The sequence below is a fragment of the Tateyamaria sp. genome, assembly GCF_039945315.1.
In the GTDB taxonomy this organism is placed as follows: Bacteria; Pseudomonadota; Alphaproteobacteria; order Rhodobacterales; family Rhodobacteraceae; genus Tateyamaria.
Map to the genome: position 1 here is coordinate 152,625 of NZ_JBDUXB010000019.1, position 17,551 is coordinate 170,175.

Here is a 17,551-nt window from a genome sequence, read left to right on the forward strand (position 1 = left end):
CTTCAACTCTCGCGGAACGCCCTTGCAAAGTAGTCCGTCAAAGGTTTCGCAAGGTAGTTAAGGGGCGAACGCTCAGCCGTCTTGATGAAGGCCTCGACAGGCATGCCAGGCAACAGAGTCTGGCCGCCCAGTTTTTGCATCTCGTCCGGCAAGGGTATGAGTTCCACTTGGTAATATGATACGCCGGTTGCCTGATCGGTGAAGACATCGGCGGACAGCTTTGTCACGTGGCCAAATACTTCTGGGGTCATGCGTTGATCAAAGGCGGCAAAGCGTAAGGACGCCTCTTGTCCCACATGAACCTGATCTACGTGGATCGGGTCGATACGGGCGGACACGATCATCGGTTGATCTTGCGGAATGATATACATGATAGGTTCTGCTGGCGAAATGACGGCTTGCAGGGCAAAGACACGAGAGTCGTAGATCACGCCTCCGACCGGCGCGCGCAATTCGGTGCGCGACAGTGTTTCAATCGTACTCAGTCGGCGCTGAACCAGTTCGACTTCCTGAAATTGCTGGTCGCGTAGGGTCGAGATTGCCTCTTCGCGCAGGCGTGTCGTCAGTGCGATGCGTTCTATATTCAGTGCTGCAATTTGTCCGCGCAGCTGCGCGACGTTGGCCGTCAGGCTTCCAATTTCGCCCAAGAGGCGGGCTTGTTCGCGCTGCAAGGCCGAAACGCGCGAGGCAGGTGTCAGGCCTTTTTCAAACAGACTTTGAGTGTCCACCAATTCTGTTACAATCAGGTCTCGCTGCGTTTCGAGCGCATCCAACTGCGCGCCAGCGCCATCAATCTGGTTTTCCGCCTGTGCGATTTGTTCGGCGATCTGTTCCGCGCTTTGACGCAAGGTGTCTGCGCGCGCTCCGAACAATCTCTCTTGGCCGTCAATCAGTGCCTGTACGTCAGGGTCAGCTGTCGCTTCAGCCAGTAAGGGATCCGGGGCAGGCAACGCATCCAGACCATCGCGTTCGGCTTGCAATCGCGCCTTTCGTGCGAGCAGCTCAAAAAGTTGCCCCTCGATAATGGCCAGTTCCGAGCGCAATTGCTTGTCGTCGAAACGCAGAACGACGTCTCCGGAAGAGACTATATCCCCGTCTTTGACAAGCAGCTCCCCGACCACGCCGCCCTGTGGGTGTTGCAAAACCTGCCGATTGGATTCGACCTGGATCATTCCTGACGCGATGACAGCACCGGCGATACGGGCATTCACGCTCCAATAACCAAGTACCCCGACGAGAACGACCAATGCGACCGCGCCGACTAACAGGGGCCCGGTTGCTTTCCATTTTCGATTGGGGCTCTCATCCGTGCTCATGTCTGCGATACCTTTGTCAGCGTGCGCTGAATGTCTCGCACATTGTTTACCGTCGACTTCAAAACTTCATCGCGGGGGCCTTCTGCTTTGATCTTTCCGTCTTCGATGACCAGCAGGCGGTCACATTCGGTGATGGCGGAAGGGCGATGAGTCAGAATAATAACCGACCGATTTGTCGCTTTGAACTCTCGCACGGCAACGTTTAACGCCATCGACCCGTCATGGTCCAACGCTGAGTTTGGCTCGTCCAGAACAAGCAGCACAGGATCGCCATAGAATGCCCTCGCCAATGCAATCCGTTGTTTTTGCCCGCCTGACAACTGACTGTCTTCGCTCATGATGACCGTCTTGTAACCATCCGGCAGAGATAGGATCATTTCGTGAGCATTCGCCCGCTTTGCGGCCTCAACGATCTTGGTATCATCCGGCGTCGTCGCCATCCGCGCGATGTTTTCAGCGATTGTCCCGTTAAACAGCACGACGTTTTGCGGCAGATACCCGATGTAAGCGCCCAAGGCGTCCGCACCGTATTGATCAATCGTGGCACCCCCAAAGCGGACCTCGCCCGATACCACTCGGGTCAGCCCTAGAATTGACTTGGCCAGCGTTGACTTGCCTGATCCACTTTTGCCGATGACGCCCAGAATCTCCCCTTCAGAGATGTAGAAACTGACGCCCGAAATCGTTGGCGCTTTGGCGCCCTGTGACATCACTGAAACGCCACTGAACATTACGTTGGCGGCAGGAGTCGGAAGCGCATGCGTCTCAGGTTCGGGCGGTGTCGTCCGAAGCAGATCCGCCAGTGCCGACCACGCCGCACGGGCGCGCTGGACGGCCGCCCATTGGCCGATGGTTTGTTCGATAGGGGCCAGTGCGCGACCAAGCAGGATCGAGCCTGCTATCATTGCCCCGGCCGTCATTTCACCCTGCAAAACCAAGTATGCACCGACGCCCAGCATGGCCGATTGCAAGAACAGACGGAATGTCTTTGTCATTGCTGAAAACAAACCGGTCCAGTCACTTGATTTGACCGTGTCGTTCAACGCCTTGTCACGCATCAGGTGCCAGCGAGCGGAGACGGCGGTCCCCATGCCTTGCGAGCGCACCACCTCAGCAGAGCGCCGAACCTGCTCTGCAAAGGCATTGGCCTGCCCGGAAGCCATCTGTGCCTCGAGGGTCTTATTGCGCGTCAGCAGTGCGTTCAACAATGTGATGACGATTAGCAGCGCGCCGCCAAAGACGGCCAACCAGCCCAACACGGGGTGGAAAATGAAGATCGCGGCGATAAAAAATGGCGTCCATGGCACATCAAAAACGGCAAGCATGACGGGCGATGTGAACAGTGACTGGACCATTTCCAGATCCCGCAATCCATTTGCTGGTGCTCCGCGCTCCCTTGGCAAAAGGGCTCGTTGAAGAACCGCATCAAACACCCGGTCATCCAGCCTGGATTGGAACCGTGCCCCAAACCGCGCCAAAACCCTACCGCGGGCATAATCAAGACAGCCCATCAGCCCATAAAGTGCGGCGACGAGTATGGACAATGCCACAAGCGTTTCCTCGGATCTTGACCCCAAAACTCGGTCATAGATCTGCAGCATGAACAAGGGGCCAGTCAGCATCAGAATGTTAACGAAAATGCTGAAGAGAAAAACAGACCACAAGAGCCAAATGCCCTGTGCGCGTGCGGCCCGTAATTCTGGCAAGCCAATGGGGGGCGAAATATTCACGTCGAATAACCGTTCCTAGATGAACTCCCATTACACTAGGCGGCATTTAGCAAACCGCAACTAGTGTTTTCGCAATACTGTCTCGCAATCCGATGCGGTATTGCAGTTTCCCCGCCACGTTGTGCCATGCAGAAGGCTTGCTGCGTGAGAGTGGCATTGAATTTATACATGATACAGTTTGGTTCCGGTGAAACAGAATTGGTGTGATGTCTGCATCCTAGATCCGCAGAAACCGGGTGAGGCGGATGCGTTCGCACCAAAACTAGTCGCGGAGTCTGGAAAACGTCTTCGTGATGATCAATGGCGCACGGAACCAATCGTGTTGAACAGTCAGCTACGAGGGGGATGTCTTCGCGAGCATTATAGCCCAGACTAGCAGCGAGAAGATGCCATGGTTTCCCTAAACAATCCAATGAACCGTACGGGCGCTTAAAGTCCGTCCAGCTAGGCTGCCCTGCTCGCTGGATGTAGACATTTTGAGGTTGTCAGTTTGGATATGGCCTCGTCCACGGCATTGGACAAAAGGCATAAAACCTGATGTGACTAATGTGATTGAGATGACAGAAGTAATGCCGAACCAAAAACTGGACTTTCTGAAAGACAGTGTCGGACGCCGCGGCCGGCACCTCGCCGCTTTGGCGACCGTTCTCGCCTGCATTGGTGGTCAGTGCACCGCCCAATCTGGGCCTTTCAAAAATGGTGCTGCCGTTCCTGAAACCGAAACGGCCGAAGCTGTCGGCGTTCGCAACGGCTCGTTCATTGTCGCTCCGATTCCGTTTTCCAGCCCATCCCTCGGCGCGGGGCTGGCCTTGGGTGGTGCTTATCTATTTCGCGCGGATGAAGGGTCAAATTCTTCCACAGTCGGGTTCGGCGCATTTAAGTCCGACAATGATAGCGAAGGCTATGCCCTTGGCTGGGATGTAAATTTTGGCAATGGAGAATGGACGACCAGCTTTCTCTTGGCTGACGCGAACTTGAACTATGACCTCTATGTTGCTGGTATTCCAATTCCGGTCTCGCAATCCTTGCAAGGATACACGATTGGATTTGCCCGCTCCATTTCAGAACAAGTTGAGATTGGAATTGGGATTGGTTACGGCGAGTCGGATGTGCAATTGCGCGGAGGTGGCGCTCTGCCGCCAATATTTGAAGAGGACACCAGGCTAAAGCTCGCGCGACTTACGTTTGATGTCGAACGCGACTTTCGAGATGATAATTTCTATCCGACCACCGGGTCGCTTTCCACGGGCTCACTGATCTACGGGCGTGCAGTGGACAATGGTGAGCTGCATTACGGAAAGCTTGTGCTCACATCCAATTACTACTGGCCAGTTACCGAAAAAGGGGTCCTCGCCGTCCGTGGATCGGTCTGTGCCTCGACGGACGAAGCTCCTTTTTTTGACAGTTGCGCTCTTGGTGGGGTGGATGCCTTTCGCGGGTATGTCGCGACTGAATTCATCGATAACGCACTGCTATCTGCTCAAGTAGAGTATCGAGGTCGATTGACTAACCGATTGGGATTTGTTGCCTTCGCGGGCATCGGTAGCGTAGGCGATGACTTCGGGGACGCTTTAGGAAATGATCTTAAGGTTGCGGTTGGCTTAGGCGCACGCATCCGTCTGTCCAAGACTTTCCCTGTCGATTACGCAATTGACCTGTCCTACAACGAGGCTCAAGAAAGCATCCTGTACGTTTCAGTGGGTCAGAGGTTTTGAATCGCGCTTGGTAAAACCAATCCCGTCGATACCGGAGCAAGCCCAGATACATCCCGAGGCGATACTTTCGATTGTGAGAACATAATCCGGTTCGCCCTTTTTAACGACCGTCGTTTGCACTATTCGGCTCAAAAATTATTATACTTATCAGTTGTTTGCTTCTTTTCTTGCGTCCCGCTCTAGGCCTTCAGAGTTGCTGGTGATACGACCTTAAACCACAATAACTTGAATTCTGGACAGAAAGCCCCATCGGCCCTAATGTCGTTACATAGGAGATCATTGACGTGTCATTGATCTCTGTGTCGAGAGACAAAAGAAGCCTTGTACAAAAATAAACCAAACAAGGCGCGTCAGGGAGGACGATTATGAATAGACTGCTCGGAACATCGATTGTTTCCGTTTTTTTGGCGACGGGAACGGCCGCTCTTGCATTTGAATGTGTGCGACCAGAAGCGTCGTTCGACAAGCCTGATGGGTTCCCGGAAAGGGCCCTCACCATGGTGGTTCCATACGGACCCGCAGGTGGTTCGGGGCAAGTCGCTGCTGCAATGGCTGAGGCTGTGACCGAATTGACAGGTGTCGCAATCAACCGCGACCACAAACCAGGTGGTTCGGGTGTTGTCGGCATGACGGCTTATATGGCGTCGCCCGCAGATGGCTATAACGTGCTCGAACACATCGACGATGCGTCCTCGGCCCATGCGCTGGATTCGTCCATGCCGAACCCGGCTGAAAATCTCATTCCGCTGGTGACTAGCCAGGTCACGTTTAGCCAGATCTACATTCGCACCAACGAAACGCGCTTCTCCGACTGGCCGTCGTTTGTCGAATGGGTCAAGGCCCAAGACGGAAAGGCAACCATCGCCAACGTGTCCAAAGAAGGCTCGATGGAACGTGTGACGATGAAATTCATCACCGACGCCACCGGCATGACGATCCAGCAAATCTCGTTCGACAAGGGCGCGCCGCGCTACGGTGCCCTTCTGGGTGGCCAGGTGGACGCACTCTTTGAACAGCCGGGGGATGTCCGCAACTTCCTAGACGCGGATCAGTTCAAGCCGATCCTGACGATCTTTGATGAACGTCCGGGCGTATTTGCCGACACTCCGACGCACCGCGAAATGGGCATGGATTTCGATCCACTGCTGCGCTTCCGTGGCTTCTACGTGCATGCTGATGCGCCAGCAGACCGCGTCGAGTGGCTGCAATGGGCCTTCCAGCGCGGCTATTGCGAAGACAGCTATCAGGCGTTCAATGAAAGCAAGTTCATGACCGTGATCGATAGCTACCGTGACACGGACGGCTCCAAAGAACTGATCACCTCCACGGTTGGCCAATACCGCGACGTCTACAAGGCCATGGGTCTGGACGTTAAATAAGTCGCGTCAGCGATGCTTTGACGTGGCGCCTTCGGGCGCCACGTTTTTCATGCGGGTAGGGGAGACGCAGGCATGGGACGGCTGACCAAGGGCCACCTGATCGAAGCAGCGATATTCGTGGGGATCGTCGCGATCTTCTACGCCTATTCGTTTGAGTTTAACCAAACGATCGAGATCTACATTTTTGGCGCAACGGCATGGCCGCGTGTCGTACTGTTTCTTCTGCTGCTCGCAGCAGCGGGGAACCTGTATCACCAGTACTGCAACGGCTCAGAGTCACAGGGCGGCATTCTGGGCGCTGCCGCGCAACAAGACAGCGAATCCCTTATGGCCGACAAGACGGCCTTGCTCCGCATGATACTCGTGTTGCTCACGCCTTTCGTGTTTGCCTTCCTACTCCGCCCGGTTGGCATCTATTTCAGTGCCCCGTTTTTTATCGCTTCGGTGATGATCATGTTTGGCGAACGCCGGTGGAAAGCGATCCTGATAATGACAGCGATCATTTACGTGACTTTCATCGGACTGTTCCTTGTGGTGCTGAATGCACCTTTGCCTCAAGGCAACATGTCCCCTTTCTACGATTTCAGTGCGTGGATGCTGAAGATGAACACGCAACTCCGGGGGCTTTGGTAAGCGATGCTTGAGAACTTTCTGGCTGGGACTTCTGCCCTTTTCGGAGATCCGGTCACAATCGGTATTTTCCTCTTTGGCGTGATCGGCGGCATGCTTTTTGGTGCGATCCCGGGGGTCAGCATGCTGACTCTGGCCGCCATCCTGCTGCCCTTCACTGCGGGGCTGGAGCCCGCACAGGGCGTGATGCTGTTCGCCGTACTGTATTGCACCGGCACCTATGGCGGGGCGATCACGGCCATTTTGTTCAACATCCCCGGCTCTCCCGAAAACGCGCCAACGGCGTTTGACGGCTACCCGATGACGCAAAAGGGTCAGGCGGGCAAAGCGGTGGGTGCCGCAGTCTTGTGCTCTGCCATTGGTGGTGTGGCCTCGGCCCTTGTGATGATGGCCGCAACCGAGCCGCTGGCCAACTGGGCCATCCGCAACATTGGGCCACCAGAGATTTTTGCACTTGTTTTCTTTGGTCTTGCGGTTGCCTCGTCCGTTGGCGCGCGGACGATCTGGAAAGGTTGGATGTCGGTCCTGATCGGACTGCTGATCGCCACGATCGGCCAAGACCCAGTGGGCGGCATCAACCGATACAATTTCGGGCTGGTTGATCTTGCCGCTGGCATCGCCTTCGTCCCGGCAATTCTGGGCTTTTTTGCCGTCTCCGAGATTTTCGTACAGGCGGAAAAGAAGGCGACGGGCAAATACAACGCTCCTGCTGTATCCATGACGTTCCCCAGCGCACTTGAGCTGTGGCGGCACAAGGTTGCTGTCCTCCGCTCGATCCTCGTGGGCTTCTTTTGCGGAATCCTGCCCGGCATCGGGGCCACACTTGCGGCCTTTATGGGTTACGGCGAGGCGGTGCGTTGGTCCAAGAACAAAGAAGAGTTCGGCAAGGGCAAGCTTGAGGGCGTGATTTCGTCCGAGACAGCGAACAATGCGGCCACAGGCGCGGCGATGATCCCGCTGTTGGCGCTTGGTCTGCCGGGCGGAGCGCTGACGGCGATGATGGTCGCTGTTTTTCAAATGCACGACCTGCAACCCGGCCCGCTGGTGTTCATGCTTTCACCAGACCTCATCTGGATCGTGTTCGCAGCCATGTTCTACGCCAACCTTTCGATCCTCATCATTGGCGTGATCGAGACCAAAACAATCCTCAACCTGCTGAAGATTCCGTTCCAGTTCCTGGCTCCGTTGATCCTAATGCTAGCCACAGTCGGAGCCTATTCCGGTCGTGGTCTCGTGTTGGATGTCATGGTCATGTTCATCGCGGGCATCATCGGTTACGTCCTGCGCCGTTCCGGTTTCTCCATCCCCGGTATCGTGCTGGGCCTGATCCTCGGCAAGATTGGAGAGCAGAACTTTGCCCAAGGCATGCAGATGGTGCATTATGACCTGTGGACCTATTTCTCTCGTCCCATCTGCACTTTGCTGATCGTGGCTGGGTTCCTTACCCTTGGCGCCAGCGTCTACCGGGCCTTTGCACCGACCAAGCCTTCGGTGTAGGGGGCCAATAAAACAAAGGAGCCCGCCGTATGATTGATGACAGTATTCAGGCAATCGTTGCCCGTTCCCGCGCGGCCCAAGCACGTTACGAGGCAAACGGATCGCAAGCTCGCTACGATCGTGCAGCACAGGCAGTGGCTTGGGCCATCATGGAACCCGCGCGTAACAAAGAGCTTGCAGAACTTGCTGTTACAACCACGGGCCTTGGAAACGTGCCGGACAAGATTACCAAAAACCATCGCAAGACGTTGGGCCTTATGCGTGACATTCAAAACGCCAAGACCTTTGGCGTAGTGTCGGACGATGCGGCTACAGGCATCACTGAAATTGCCCGCGCCAAGGGTGTTGTTGGGGCGATTGTGCCGTCGACCAACCCAGCGGCAACGCCGGCCAACAATATCATCAACGCGCTAAAGTGTGGAAACTCGATTATTGTCGCGCCATCGCCAAAGGGCGTGGCGAGCGCTGAGCGGCTTCTTGGCTTTATCCATGCTGAATTTGCAAAGATTGGCGAAGACCCAGATCTCGTGCAAATGGTCCCGGCGCCCGGATCAAAGGAAAAAACTCAATCGCTTATGGAATTGTGCGACATGATTGTGGCCACCGGTAGCCAGAACAACGTCCACCGAGCACAAACGGCGGGGACTCCGTCGGTGGCCGTCGGTGCAGGCAATGTCTCGGTGATCGTCGACGAAACCGCAGACCTGACCGCCGCAGCCGAAAAAATCCGCGCATCGAAGTGTTTTGACAACGCGACATCCTGTTCTTCGGAGAATTCGGTGGTCGTGGTCGATGCCATCTATGACGCTTTCGTGGCCGCCATGGCAAAGGCAGGCGGCGCGCTGGTCGAGGATGAAGCCGGCATTGTCACCAAACTTTGGCCCGGTGGACATCTGAACCGCGAAGTCATTGCGCAAGACGCAGACAAGATGATTGCTGCACTCGACCTCGATGTTCCAGCTGACACCGACTACATCGCGGTGCCGACGTCTGGCATTGGCCCGGACCACCCGTTGTCAGGTGAGAAATTGAGCCGGGTTCTGGCGCTCTATCGCGCCTCTGATTTTGACGAGGCGGTCAAGGTCGCGCGCGACATCCAGCTGCATCAGGGCGCAGGCCATTCCGTTGGCTTGCATTCAACCAATACAGATCGACCAATGATTTTGGCCAACGCGATCCCAACCAGCCGGGTCATCGTCAATCAGGCGCACACCTTTGCTACGGGCGGTTCGTTCACCAACGGGATGCCGTTTTCACTGTCGATGGGGTGCGGGACGTGGGGCGGCAATTCGGTGAATGACAACGTCAACTACCGCAATTTCCTGCAATCAACAAAGATTGTGCGCGAGATCCCAGCCAATGAACCCGCTTTGGAAGACATTTTTGGGACCTATTGGGAAGAAACAGGCAAATGAAGTTGAGCACGGCCTCGCCGCCTGAGGGCACAGTTCGTGATTGGCTGAATGCCCGCGCCGATGCTGGCGGAACAGCGATCACCCTTCCCGAAACAGGGCAAGAGTTGAGCTGGGCTGAGCTAAGAGCAACTGCTGCCGAAACAGCGGCCGATCTGACGTCCCAGGGCATTGAAAAGGGCGAAAGCATCGCTGTGGTGCATCCCAACGGGCTGCAGGGGGTCAAGGCGCTCTACGCGGCTCTGTATGGCGGCTTTCGTGTCACCATGATCAACCTTGCTGCTGGTCCGGACGCCATTGGCTATGCGCTCGATCATTCCGGGGCGCGCGTTGCCTTCGTGCATAAGGCCCAAATCGAGATGTTCAATGCGGCCCGGCCAGAGCGGATGTCGCTTTATGCACCGACAGGCGGCTCAGCAGCGTTGCATGATCTGAGAGCAAACGACGACGCACTTTTGATGTATACGTCCGGGACCACGGGTCGCCCCAAGGGCGTAGTTCATACCCATTCCAGTCTACTCGCTGGCGGCTGGACCGTCAGTAAAGCCCATCACCTTACACCCGACGATCGCGCCTTTGGTGTGCTGCCGTTCTACCACATCAACGGGCTCTGCGTTTCCGTGATGGGCAGCCTCGTGTCCGGCGGTTCGCTTGCGATGGTATCGCGCTTCTCTGCCAGCCAGTTCTGGGATCAGGCAGAGAAAGGCGGGATCACATGGTTCTCTGTTGTACCGACCATCATCAGCCACCTGTTGCACGGCGAAGCGGATCCCTCGGACGCGCTCAAATCGCGATTGCGTTTCGGGCGCTCCGCGTCCTCGGCGCTTGCGGTCGAGACGCAAAACGCTTTTCAGAAGCGGTTTGGCATTTCGATTGTCGAAACCATGGGCCTCACCGAAACAGCCGCGCAATGCCTGTCCAATCCCCTTGATCCGGCACAGCAGAAAATTGGCTCTCCCGGCTACGGCATCGGCAACGATGGACGTATTGCAGATGAGAAAGGGCAGCTTTGTGCTGTTGGCGAGGAAGGAGAGATTCAAATTCGTGGCCCGAATGTCATGAAGGAATACCTCAAGAACCCCGAAGCGACGCGTGAGACTTTCATCGGAGACTGGCTGCGCACAGGCGATCTGGGCCGCATCGACGCAGATGGGTTCATTTTCGTGACTGGTCGATTGAAAGAGTTGATCATCAAGGGCGGTGAGAACATCGCCCCGCGCGAGATTGACGAGGCGCTCTATGAACATGGCGACGTTGTTGAGGCGGCAGCTTTTGCCCGTCCAAACCCGGAGTATGGCGAAAGGGTCGAAGCGGCCGTGCGCCTGAGCGAGGGCTCGTCGGCTACGGCGGATGACTTGCTGGCACTGTGCATCGCGCGTGTTGGCAAGTTCAAGGCCCCGGACCACGTGCATTTGATGGACGAGCTACCCAAAGGGCCTTCCGGCAAAATCCAGCGGCTGTACCTGAACGAATTGCTGTACGGCAAAGGGTAGTTCGAGCGCGTTTAAGCGGCCAATCCATTAAAAATCAGCCTGATCCCCATCAGCAGGAATGCGATCAGCACGGCCTTTCTGAAAAGTTTCTGCGAAACATGGGAGCGCAAAAGCTCTCCAATACGATACCCAACCAGAACGACCATCAGCACAAAAACGGACTGCAGGAATACCGGAAAGGTCAGGACCCCGGCCACAATCTGACCTGCACCCAGCGGCAGAACTCCGCAAAGGAACAAAAATCCGGTTGCGCCGATAAAGCGTTCTTTATCAACATCCCGCGCCACCATGTACATTGCGACAGTCGGTGACCAGATCGAACTTATTCCGCCAAGCGTGCCGGATATGACGCCAAACACGGCTTGCCATCCTCGACCCGGTCCGATGCGCAATTTGATGCCCAGCAGTAAGTTCAGAGAGAACAGAACCATCGCTATGCCAATAGCTACCGTCAAAAGAGCGGTCGGATAGTCTGCGATGAACATCGACGTGACGAATATGCAGACGACGATGGCCAGCGCGAAAAGCCAGTATTCCTTGGCGATATCCCACTTTTTCGGCGCGCGCGCGAATTGGAGTGAGTTGGTGCCAAGGATGGACAGCCAAAGCAACGGGATGGCTTCGGTTGGTGGCATAAGAAGGGTAAGGAACGCCATCGCAGCGGCCGGAAGGCCGATGCCAAGGAACCCTTTGATGATGGCCGCTCCGAGGAAAATCAGTCCCACCAATGCGACATAACCTGGATCTGTGATCTGGAATATATCAGACCAAGCGCTCATGCTGCGCCGGTCCAAAAATGGGATTGCGTAAAGTTGACGGCCCGGGAGGTATTTGTATGTACCACCACCTCAACAGCATCCGCCCGAATATGGAGCTGGCCTCTTTGTCGGCCCGTGATATGACCTCTGGCAGTTTCTAATTCGGCTTTTACTCTCATACCGAACACTCTCCCCTTTGAACCGGAAACAAGCAACGGTTTTGGCAAATAACATGCCGTCAGAACGGCGTTTTTAGCAGGTCAGGCCGCGCGAGCATGGCTGACTTGGCAGCCACTCAAGACGCATGAACCGGCAGTAAACCACGCTTTCGCCGTCCGGACGGATCATCTGTTCGGGTCGTCCGACAAATTGGATCAGGCAAAACCGCCATCGACAGCAAGTGGCAAAAGTCATAGCTGGTGGTTAGGTGATAACGTCAGGCGCGGTACGGCCTGTGTGGCTCTCAATGCCGATGATGCTGTGGGCGGCTGCGATCACCGAGGCAAGGGCTTCTTGTGGCTCAAGGTCCAGTTGATTTGTCTCGAGCGTTTCGAGGTAGAGACGAAGTGTTGCCCCGCTGGTTCCAGTGCCCGACAGGCGCACCACGAACCGCGCACCACCTTCAAACACAACCCGCACGCCTTGCTGCGCAGACGTACTGCCATCGACTGGATCAAGATAGGTGTAATCATCTGCATGTGCTACGGTCAAAGGCCCTTCGCTACGGCCCGCCAGCCCGCTCAACGCGTCGCGCAACTCCGACATCAGTGCGTCGGCCTTGGCCGTCTCAATAGCCTCGAAATCGTGGCGGGAATAGTAGTTGCGACCAAAGCGCGCCCAGTGATCGGCCATGATCTGTGGGACGGATTTGCCGGTCGCAGCCATAATGTTCAGCCACATCAGAACAGCCCAGACGCCATCCTTTTCGCGCACATGGTCCGACCCGGTGCCAAAGCTCTCCTCACCACACAGGCTGACCCGCCCATCATCCATGAGATTGCCAAAAAATTTCCAGCCGGTCGGCGTTTCGTAGCAATCTAGACCAAGCGCCCCGGCCACGCGGTCCACAGCAGCAGAAGTCGGCATGGAGCGAGCGACGCCTTTCAGGCCATCCGCATATCCGGGTGCCATATGCGCATTGGCCGCAATCACGGCCAAGGAATCTGATGGGCTGACGTAACAACCGGGACCGACAATCATATTGCGATCGCCGTCGCCGTCAGATGCACAGCCAAAGCCTGGAGCATCCGGTCCCATCATTTCGTCCATCAGCTCGTGCGCCCAGGTTGGATTGGGGTCCGGGTGCATGCCGCCAAAATCGGGAAGGGGAGTGCCGTGGGTCACTGTGCCTTTGGGTGCGCCCAGTGCATCCTCAAGGATCGCGCGGGCATAGGGGCCGGTGATGGCGCACATGGCATCGAACCGGATCGACAAGCCGCCCAAAATCATCTTGGCGATGGCAGGGAAATCAAAGAGGCTCCGCATCAGGTCGACATAGGCCGCGACTGGATCAACGATTTCGACCGTCATGCCGCCCAATGAGCTGACACCGATGGTCGACAGATCGACAGAGTCACCTTGCCAGATGTGATAGGTATCGATGGTTTGCGTGTGTTCAAAGATTGCGTTTGTGACCGCCTCGGGGGCGGGGCCACCATTGGGCATGTTGAACTTGATCCCGAAATCCTCGTCGATGCCGCCGGGGTTGTGGCTGGCTGACAGTATTACCCCGCCATCTGTTTGCATCGTGCGGATTAGGTGGGATGCTGCGGGGGTAGATAGAAGGGCATTTTGCCCAACAATCGCGCGCGCCGCGCCATTGGCCGCAGCCATAGCCAAGATGGTCTGCGTCGCGACATCGTTGTGAAAACGGCCATCTCCGCCAACGACCAGCGTCTTGCCAGCCACGCCGCCAATCCCGTCAAACATCGCCTGCACAAAGTTCTCGAGGTAATGCTCGCCCATGAACACGCGGCACTTTTTGCGCAGTCCCGAAGTGCCGGGCTTTTGTCCCTCGAACGGAATGGTCGCAATGCTCGCTTTGCTCATAGGGTCGTCCTTCTTAATGTACGGGCGCCAGCGTAAAGACTGAGACGGACAAGGCGCTGACATGCACAGTATTGCCAACAAGGCAGTAAGGGCCTTCATCTGGTGCGGCCGTGTTCAAAATCCGTTCCCACGTCTTGTCTGGGGCGCAGGGGGGCAGGACCACGTCCTGATCCTCATCGTTGTTGAAGACAAGAAAGATCACATCATCCGAAGCCGCGTAGTAGGGCGTGGTCGAAGATGTGCGTAGCTCGACGCCGATGGTCTTGGTCTTGGGGTCTTCCCAGTCTTCGCGGGTCGGGACCGTGCCGTCGGGCAGGCGCCAGAATACGTCCGGCTTGCCATCCGCACTGCGTGGGCGCGAGTGCAGGAACCGGGTCTGACGCAACACTTTGTTGTCCCGGCGCAGGGCGCTGAGCCGTTTGACAAAGTTCAGCATGTCCTGATCCGCGCTGCCCCAATTCACCCAACCAAGCGGATTGTCCTGACCAAAGGTGTTGTTGTTGCCGTTCTGGGTGTTGCCGATTTCGTCACCGGCCAGCAGCATCGGTGTGCCTTGAGACAGAAAACCGGTTGCCAGAAGATTGCGTTGGCGCTGTGAACGGGCGGCATTGATCTTGGCATCGTCGGTCAGGCCTTTGACGCCCATATTGTCTGACCAGTTCGCATCCGTGCCGTCGCGGTTGGCTTCGCCATTGGCATGGTTGTTCTTTTTGTCATAGCTCACCACGTCACGCAGGGTCATGCCGTCGTGGCAAGTGATGAAGTTGATCGAGGACGTGGCAGCCCGACCGGAGTGGTCAAATGTATCTGCACTGCCTGTCAGGCACCGGCCCAGCTTTCCCGTCAGGCCAGCATCCCCACGCCAGAATTTGCGAATCCCATCTCGGAATTTGTCGTTGTATTCCAGAAACGGATGCGGCCAGTTGCCGAGCTGATAGCCGCCGGGGCCAAGGTCCCAAGGCTCGGCTATCAGTTTGACCCGGCTCAGCACCGGATCTTGGCCGAGTGCGTCCAGAAAGCCGCCATTGCGGTTGAAGCCTTCGGTTTCGCGCCCCAGCACCGTGGCGAGATCAAAGCGAAAGCCATCCACATGCATAACTTCGACCCAATAACGCAATGAATCCATGATCATACGCAGCACCATTGGGTGACGCACGTTCAGTGTATTCCCGGTGCCGGTGTCATTGACGTAGTAGCGCTCGTCGTCCTGCAAGCGGTAATAGGATTTGTTGTCGAGACCACGGAAAGACAGGGTTGGCCCCAGATGGTTGCCTTCGCCCGAGTGGTTGTAGACGACGTCGAGGATCACCTCGATCCCGGCTGCATGGACCCGGCGGACCATCGTCTGGAATTCCCAAATACCTGCCTGGTCCATGTATCGAGGCTCGGGCGCAAAAAAGCCTATGGATTGATAACCCCAATAGTTCGATAAGTTTGCATCAACGAGAAACTTGTCGTCCAGAAAGGCATGCACGGGGAGCAACTGCACAGTCGTTACGCCCAGCTTGGTCAGGTGTTCCAGCACCGGCTCGCTGGCCATACCAAGAAAGTGACCTCGTTGGCCGCGGCGCAGGCCGGGGAATTCGGCGGTCATGCCTTTGACGTGTGCCTCGTAGATCAGGGTTTCCGATCCGCTGACTTCCGGGGGGGTATCTTTGCCCCACTCAAAGCTTGGATCCACCACGACAGAACGCGGGACATAGGCCGCGCTGTCGCGGCGATCATAGCTGAGGTCTGCGGCTTTGGCGCCGATACTGTAGCCCATGACCGCGTCGTTCCACGCCACCTCGCCAATGATGCGCTTGGCATAAGGATCCAACAGTAGCTTGTTGGGGTTGAACCGATGCCCGTTTTCAGGGTCGTAAGGTCCATGCACACGGTAGCCATAGGACGTTCCCGGTGTCAGCCCGGCGACATAGATGTGCCAGACGTCTCCGTCCCGCTCCATCAGCGGAATTCGCGCAATCTCGATCCAGCCGTCATGGTCAAACAGGCACAATTCCACCCGCTCAGCATGTTCGGAAAAGACAGCAAAGTTGACGCCTTCGCCGTCAAAGGTGGCCCCAATTGGGTAGGGACGGCCCGCCGACATCGAATGATGTTTCAGGACCTTCGGCAGATCATGCTGTGCGGAGACATTCACTCGGTAAGCCTTTCATACAGTGCAGCATAAGCTGCGGACGAGGCCTCCCACCCCAGATGCTGCTTCATTCCCCGTTTTTGCAGGCGGGTCCAGCCTGATTTATCGGCAAACATGTCTGTAACGCGACGCAAACAGTGACCAAAGGCCAAAGAATCCACCGGATGAAACTGAAAACCCGTTGATGCATTCGACGATTGCGCCATGACGTTGGCGTTGATTACGCTGTCAGCCAGCCCACCTGTAGCGGCCACAACGGGCACTGTGCCATAACGCAAACCATAAAGTTGGGTCAGCCCGCAGGGTTCAAATCGCGAGGGCACCAACACTGCGTCCCCGCCCCCGAACATACGATGCGACAGCGCCTCATCATAGCCGATGCGCAAACCGATCTTGCCGGGGTGATTGCGCGCAAGCAGGCGCATCTGGTCCTCGATGACCGGGTCACCACTTCCTAGGATCGCGATGCCACCACCCGAGGCCACAAACTGCCCTGCGCAATCCGCGATCAGGTCCATCCCCTTTTGGGAGGTCAGTCGGCTCACGATGATGGCAAGCGGGCCGGTGATATCCGACAAGCCGAATTCAGCCATCAGCGCCTTGCGGTTCTTGGCCTTCCCCTTGAGCGATGTCGCAGAATAAGACGTGATCTCGGGGTCTGTCTCTGGGTTCCAAACGTCCATGTCGATCCCGTTCAGAATGCCGCTTAAATCGCCTGCACGGTGGGCAATCAATCCATCCAGACCCATGCCAAATTCCGGCCGCATCAGCTCGGCCGCATAGGTCGGGCTGACGGTCGTGATCGCACCGGCATCGACCAGCCCGGCCTTCAACGTGCTGATCTGGCCCCAGTATTCCAGCCCCTCCGATGTGAATTCGGAAATTGGCAATTCCATCGCTCCCAGCATCGCCGCCGGAGCCAATCCCTGAAAGGCGATGTTGTGCACCGTCATCACCGTGGCGACATCATTGTCACCACTCAACTTCAGATAGGTCGGTGCCAGCCCAGCTTGCCAGTCATGGGCATGCAACACTTCGGGACGCCATCCATCGCTTAACCCGTCGCGCGCGATGCATGCCGCAGCATAAGACAGGGCGGCAAAACGGATAGGGTTGTCCGGGAAATCCGTTGGATTGCCATAGGGGCCGCCGGGGCGGTCATAAAGGTGCGGCGCATCCAGCAAGAGCACATCAACCCCGCTAGCAGCCCCCGCCAATACGCGCGCAGGTCCCCCCATCAGATCCTTGAACGCAAAAACTGTCTTCTTGGCGGCAGTTTTAACTACAAGACCGGGATAGGCAGGCATCAAGGTGCGCATCTGCCACCCTGTCTGCGCCAACCCTGCGGGCAACGCGCCCGCCACATCCGCGAGGCCCCCGGTTTTGATCAGGGGCACACATTCGGAGGTGACGGACAAAACGCAACGCATGG

The 17,551-nt window shown here is 56.6% G+C and carries 12 protein-coding genes; 6 read left to right on the top strand and 6 right to left on the bottom strand.

Annotated elements, in window-relative coordinates; all coding sequences use genetic code 11:
- Window positions 1-2: 2 nt before the first annotated feature.
- On the bottom strand, window positions 3-1,316 hold the full coding sequence (locus tag ABJD00_RS05745; RefSeq protein WP_413835333.1) for an HlyD family type I secretion periplasmic adaptor subunit: 1,314 nt from the start codon (window positions 1,314-1,316) through the stop codon (window positions 3-5).
- Window positions 1,313-3,046, bottom strand: coding sequence for a type I secretion system permease/ATPase (locus tag ABJD00_RS05750; RefSeq protein ID WP_413835330.1), 1,734 nt, complete (start codon window positions 3,044-3,046; stop codon window positions 1,313-1,315). Before ABJD00_RS05750 ends, ABJD00_RS05745 begins: the two co-directional genes overlap by 4 nt.
- Before the next feature lie 557 nt (window positions 3,047-3,603).
- On the opposite strand from ABJD00_RS05750, the gene ABJD00_RS05755 reads away from it, so the two are divergent.
- The 6 genes from ABJD00_RS05755 to ABJD00_RS05780 all read left to right on the top strand — a co-directional run bounded on the left by ABJD00_RS05755 (window position 3,604) and on the right by ABJD00_RS05780 (window position 11,172).
- Window positions 3,604-4,761, top strand: coding sequence for a BamA/TamA family outer membrane protein (locus ABJD00_RS05755; protein WP_413835327.1), 1,158 nt, complete (start codon window positions 3,604-3,606; stop codon window positions 4,759-4,761).
- Between the two features lie 365 nt (window positions 4,762-5,126).
- Entirely contained in the window at window positions 5,127-6,140 is a 1,014-nt protein-coding gene (locus ABJD00_RS05760; RefSeq protein ID WP_413835324.1) for a tripartite tricarboxylate transporter substrate binding protein, read from the top strand.
- A gap of 72 nt (window positions 6,141-6,212) precedes the next feature.
- Window positions 6,213-6,773 (top strand): tripartite tricarboxylate transporter TctB family protein, encoded by a 561-nt coding sequence (locus tag ABJD00_RS05765; RefSeq protein ID WP_413835322.1) that lies wholly within the window; start codon window positions 6,213-6,215, stop codon window positions 6,771-6,773.
- 3 nt (window positions 6,774-6,776) lie between these two features.
- The gene (locus tag ABJD00_RS05770; protein ID WP_413835319.1) at window positions 6,777-8,267 is read left to right on the top strand and encodes a tripartite tricarboxylate transporter permease; all 1,491 of its coding nucleotides are present in this window, start codon (window positions 6,777-6,779) and stop codon (window positions 8,265-8,267) included.
- 29 nt (window positions 8,268-8,296) lie between these two features.
- The gene (gene sauS / locus ABJD00_RS05775) at window positions 8,297-9,682 is read left to right on the top strand and encodes an acylating sulfoacetaldehyde dehydrogenase (protein ID WP_413835317.1); all 1,386 of its coding nucleotides are present in this window, start codon (window positions 8,297-8,299) and stop codon (window positions 9,680-9,682) included.
- Window positions 9,679-11,172, top strand: coding sequence for a class I adenylate-forming enzyme family protein (locus tag ABJD00_RS05780; RefSeq protein ID WP_413835314.1), 1,494 nt, complete (start codon window positions 9,679-9,681; stop codon window positions 11,170-11,172). The genes sauS and ABJD00_RS05780 overlap by 4 nt, the downstream gene beginning before the upstream one ends.
- 11 nt (window positions 11,173-11,183) lie before the next feature.
- Here ABJD00_RS05780 and ABJD00_RS05785 read toward each other — a convergent pair whose 3' ends face one another.
- The 4 genes from ABJD00_RS05785 to glgA all read right to left on the bottom strand — a co-directional run bounded on the left by ABJD00_RS05785 (window position 11,184) and on the right by glgA (window position 17,549).
- Window positions 11,184-11,951, bottom strand: coding sequence for a sulfite exporter TauE/SafE family protein (locus ABJD00_RS05785; RefSeq protein WP_413835311.1), 768 nt, complete (start codon window positions 11,949-11,951; stop codon window positions 11,184-11,186).
- A 402-nt stretch (window positions 11,952-12,353) separates the two neighbouring features.
- Window positions 12,354-13,979: an alpha-D-glucose phosphate-specific phosphoglucomutase gene (locus ABJD00_RS05790; protein WP_413835309.1), complete on the bottom strand. Its 1,626-nt coding sequence runs from the start codon at window positions 13,977-13,979 to the stop codon at window positions 12,354-12,356.
- A 13-nt stretch (window positions 13,980-13,992) separates the two neighbouring features.
- A complete protein-coding gene (glgX, locus tag ABJD00_RS05795; RefSeq protein WP_413835666.1) occupies window positions 13,993-16,071 on the bottom strand; it encodes a glycogen debranching protein GlgX in 2,079 nt (692 codons plus the stop codon).
- Between the two features lie 47 nt (window positions 16,072-16,118).
- On the bottom strand, window positions 16,119-17,549 hold the full coding sequence (gene glgA, locus ABJD00_RS05800; RefSeq protein WP_413835306.1) for a glycogen synthase GlgA: 1,431 nt from the start codon (window positions 17,547-17,549) through the stop codon (window positions 16,119-16,121).
- Window positions 17,550-17,551: the final 2 nt, after the last annotated feature.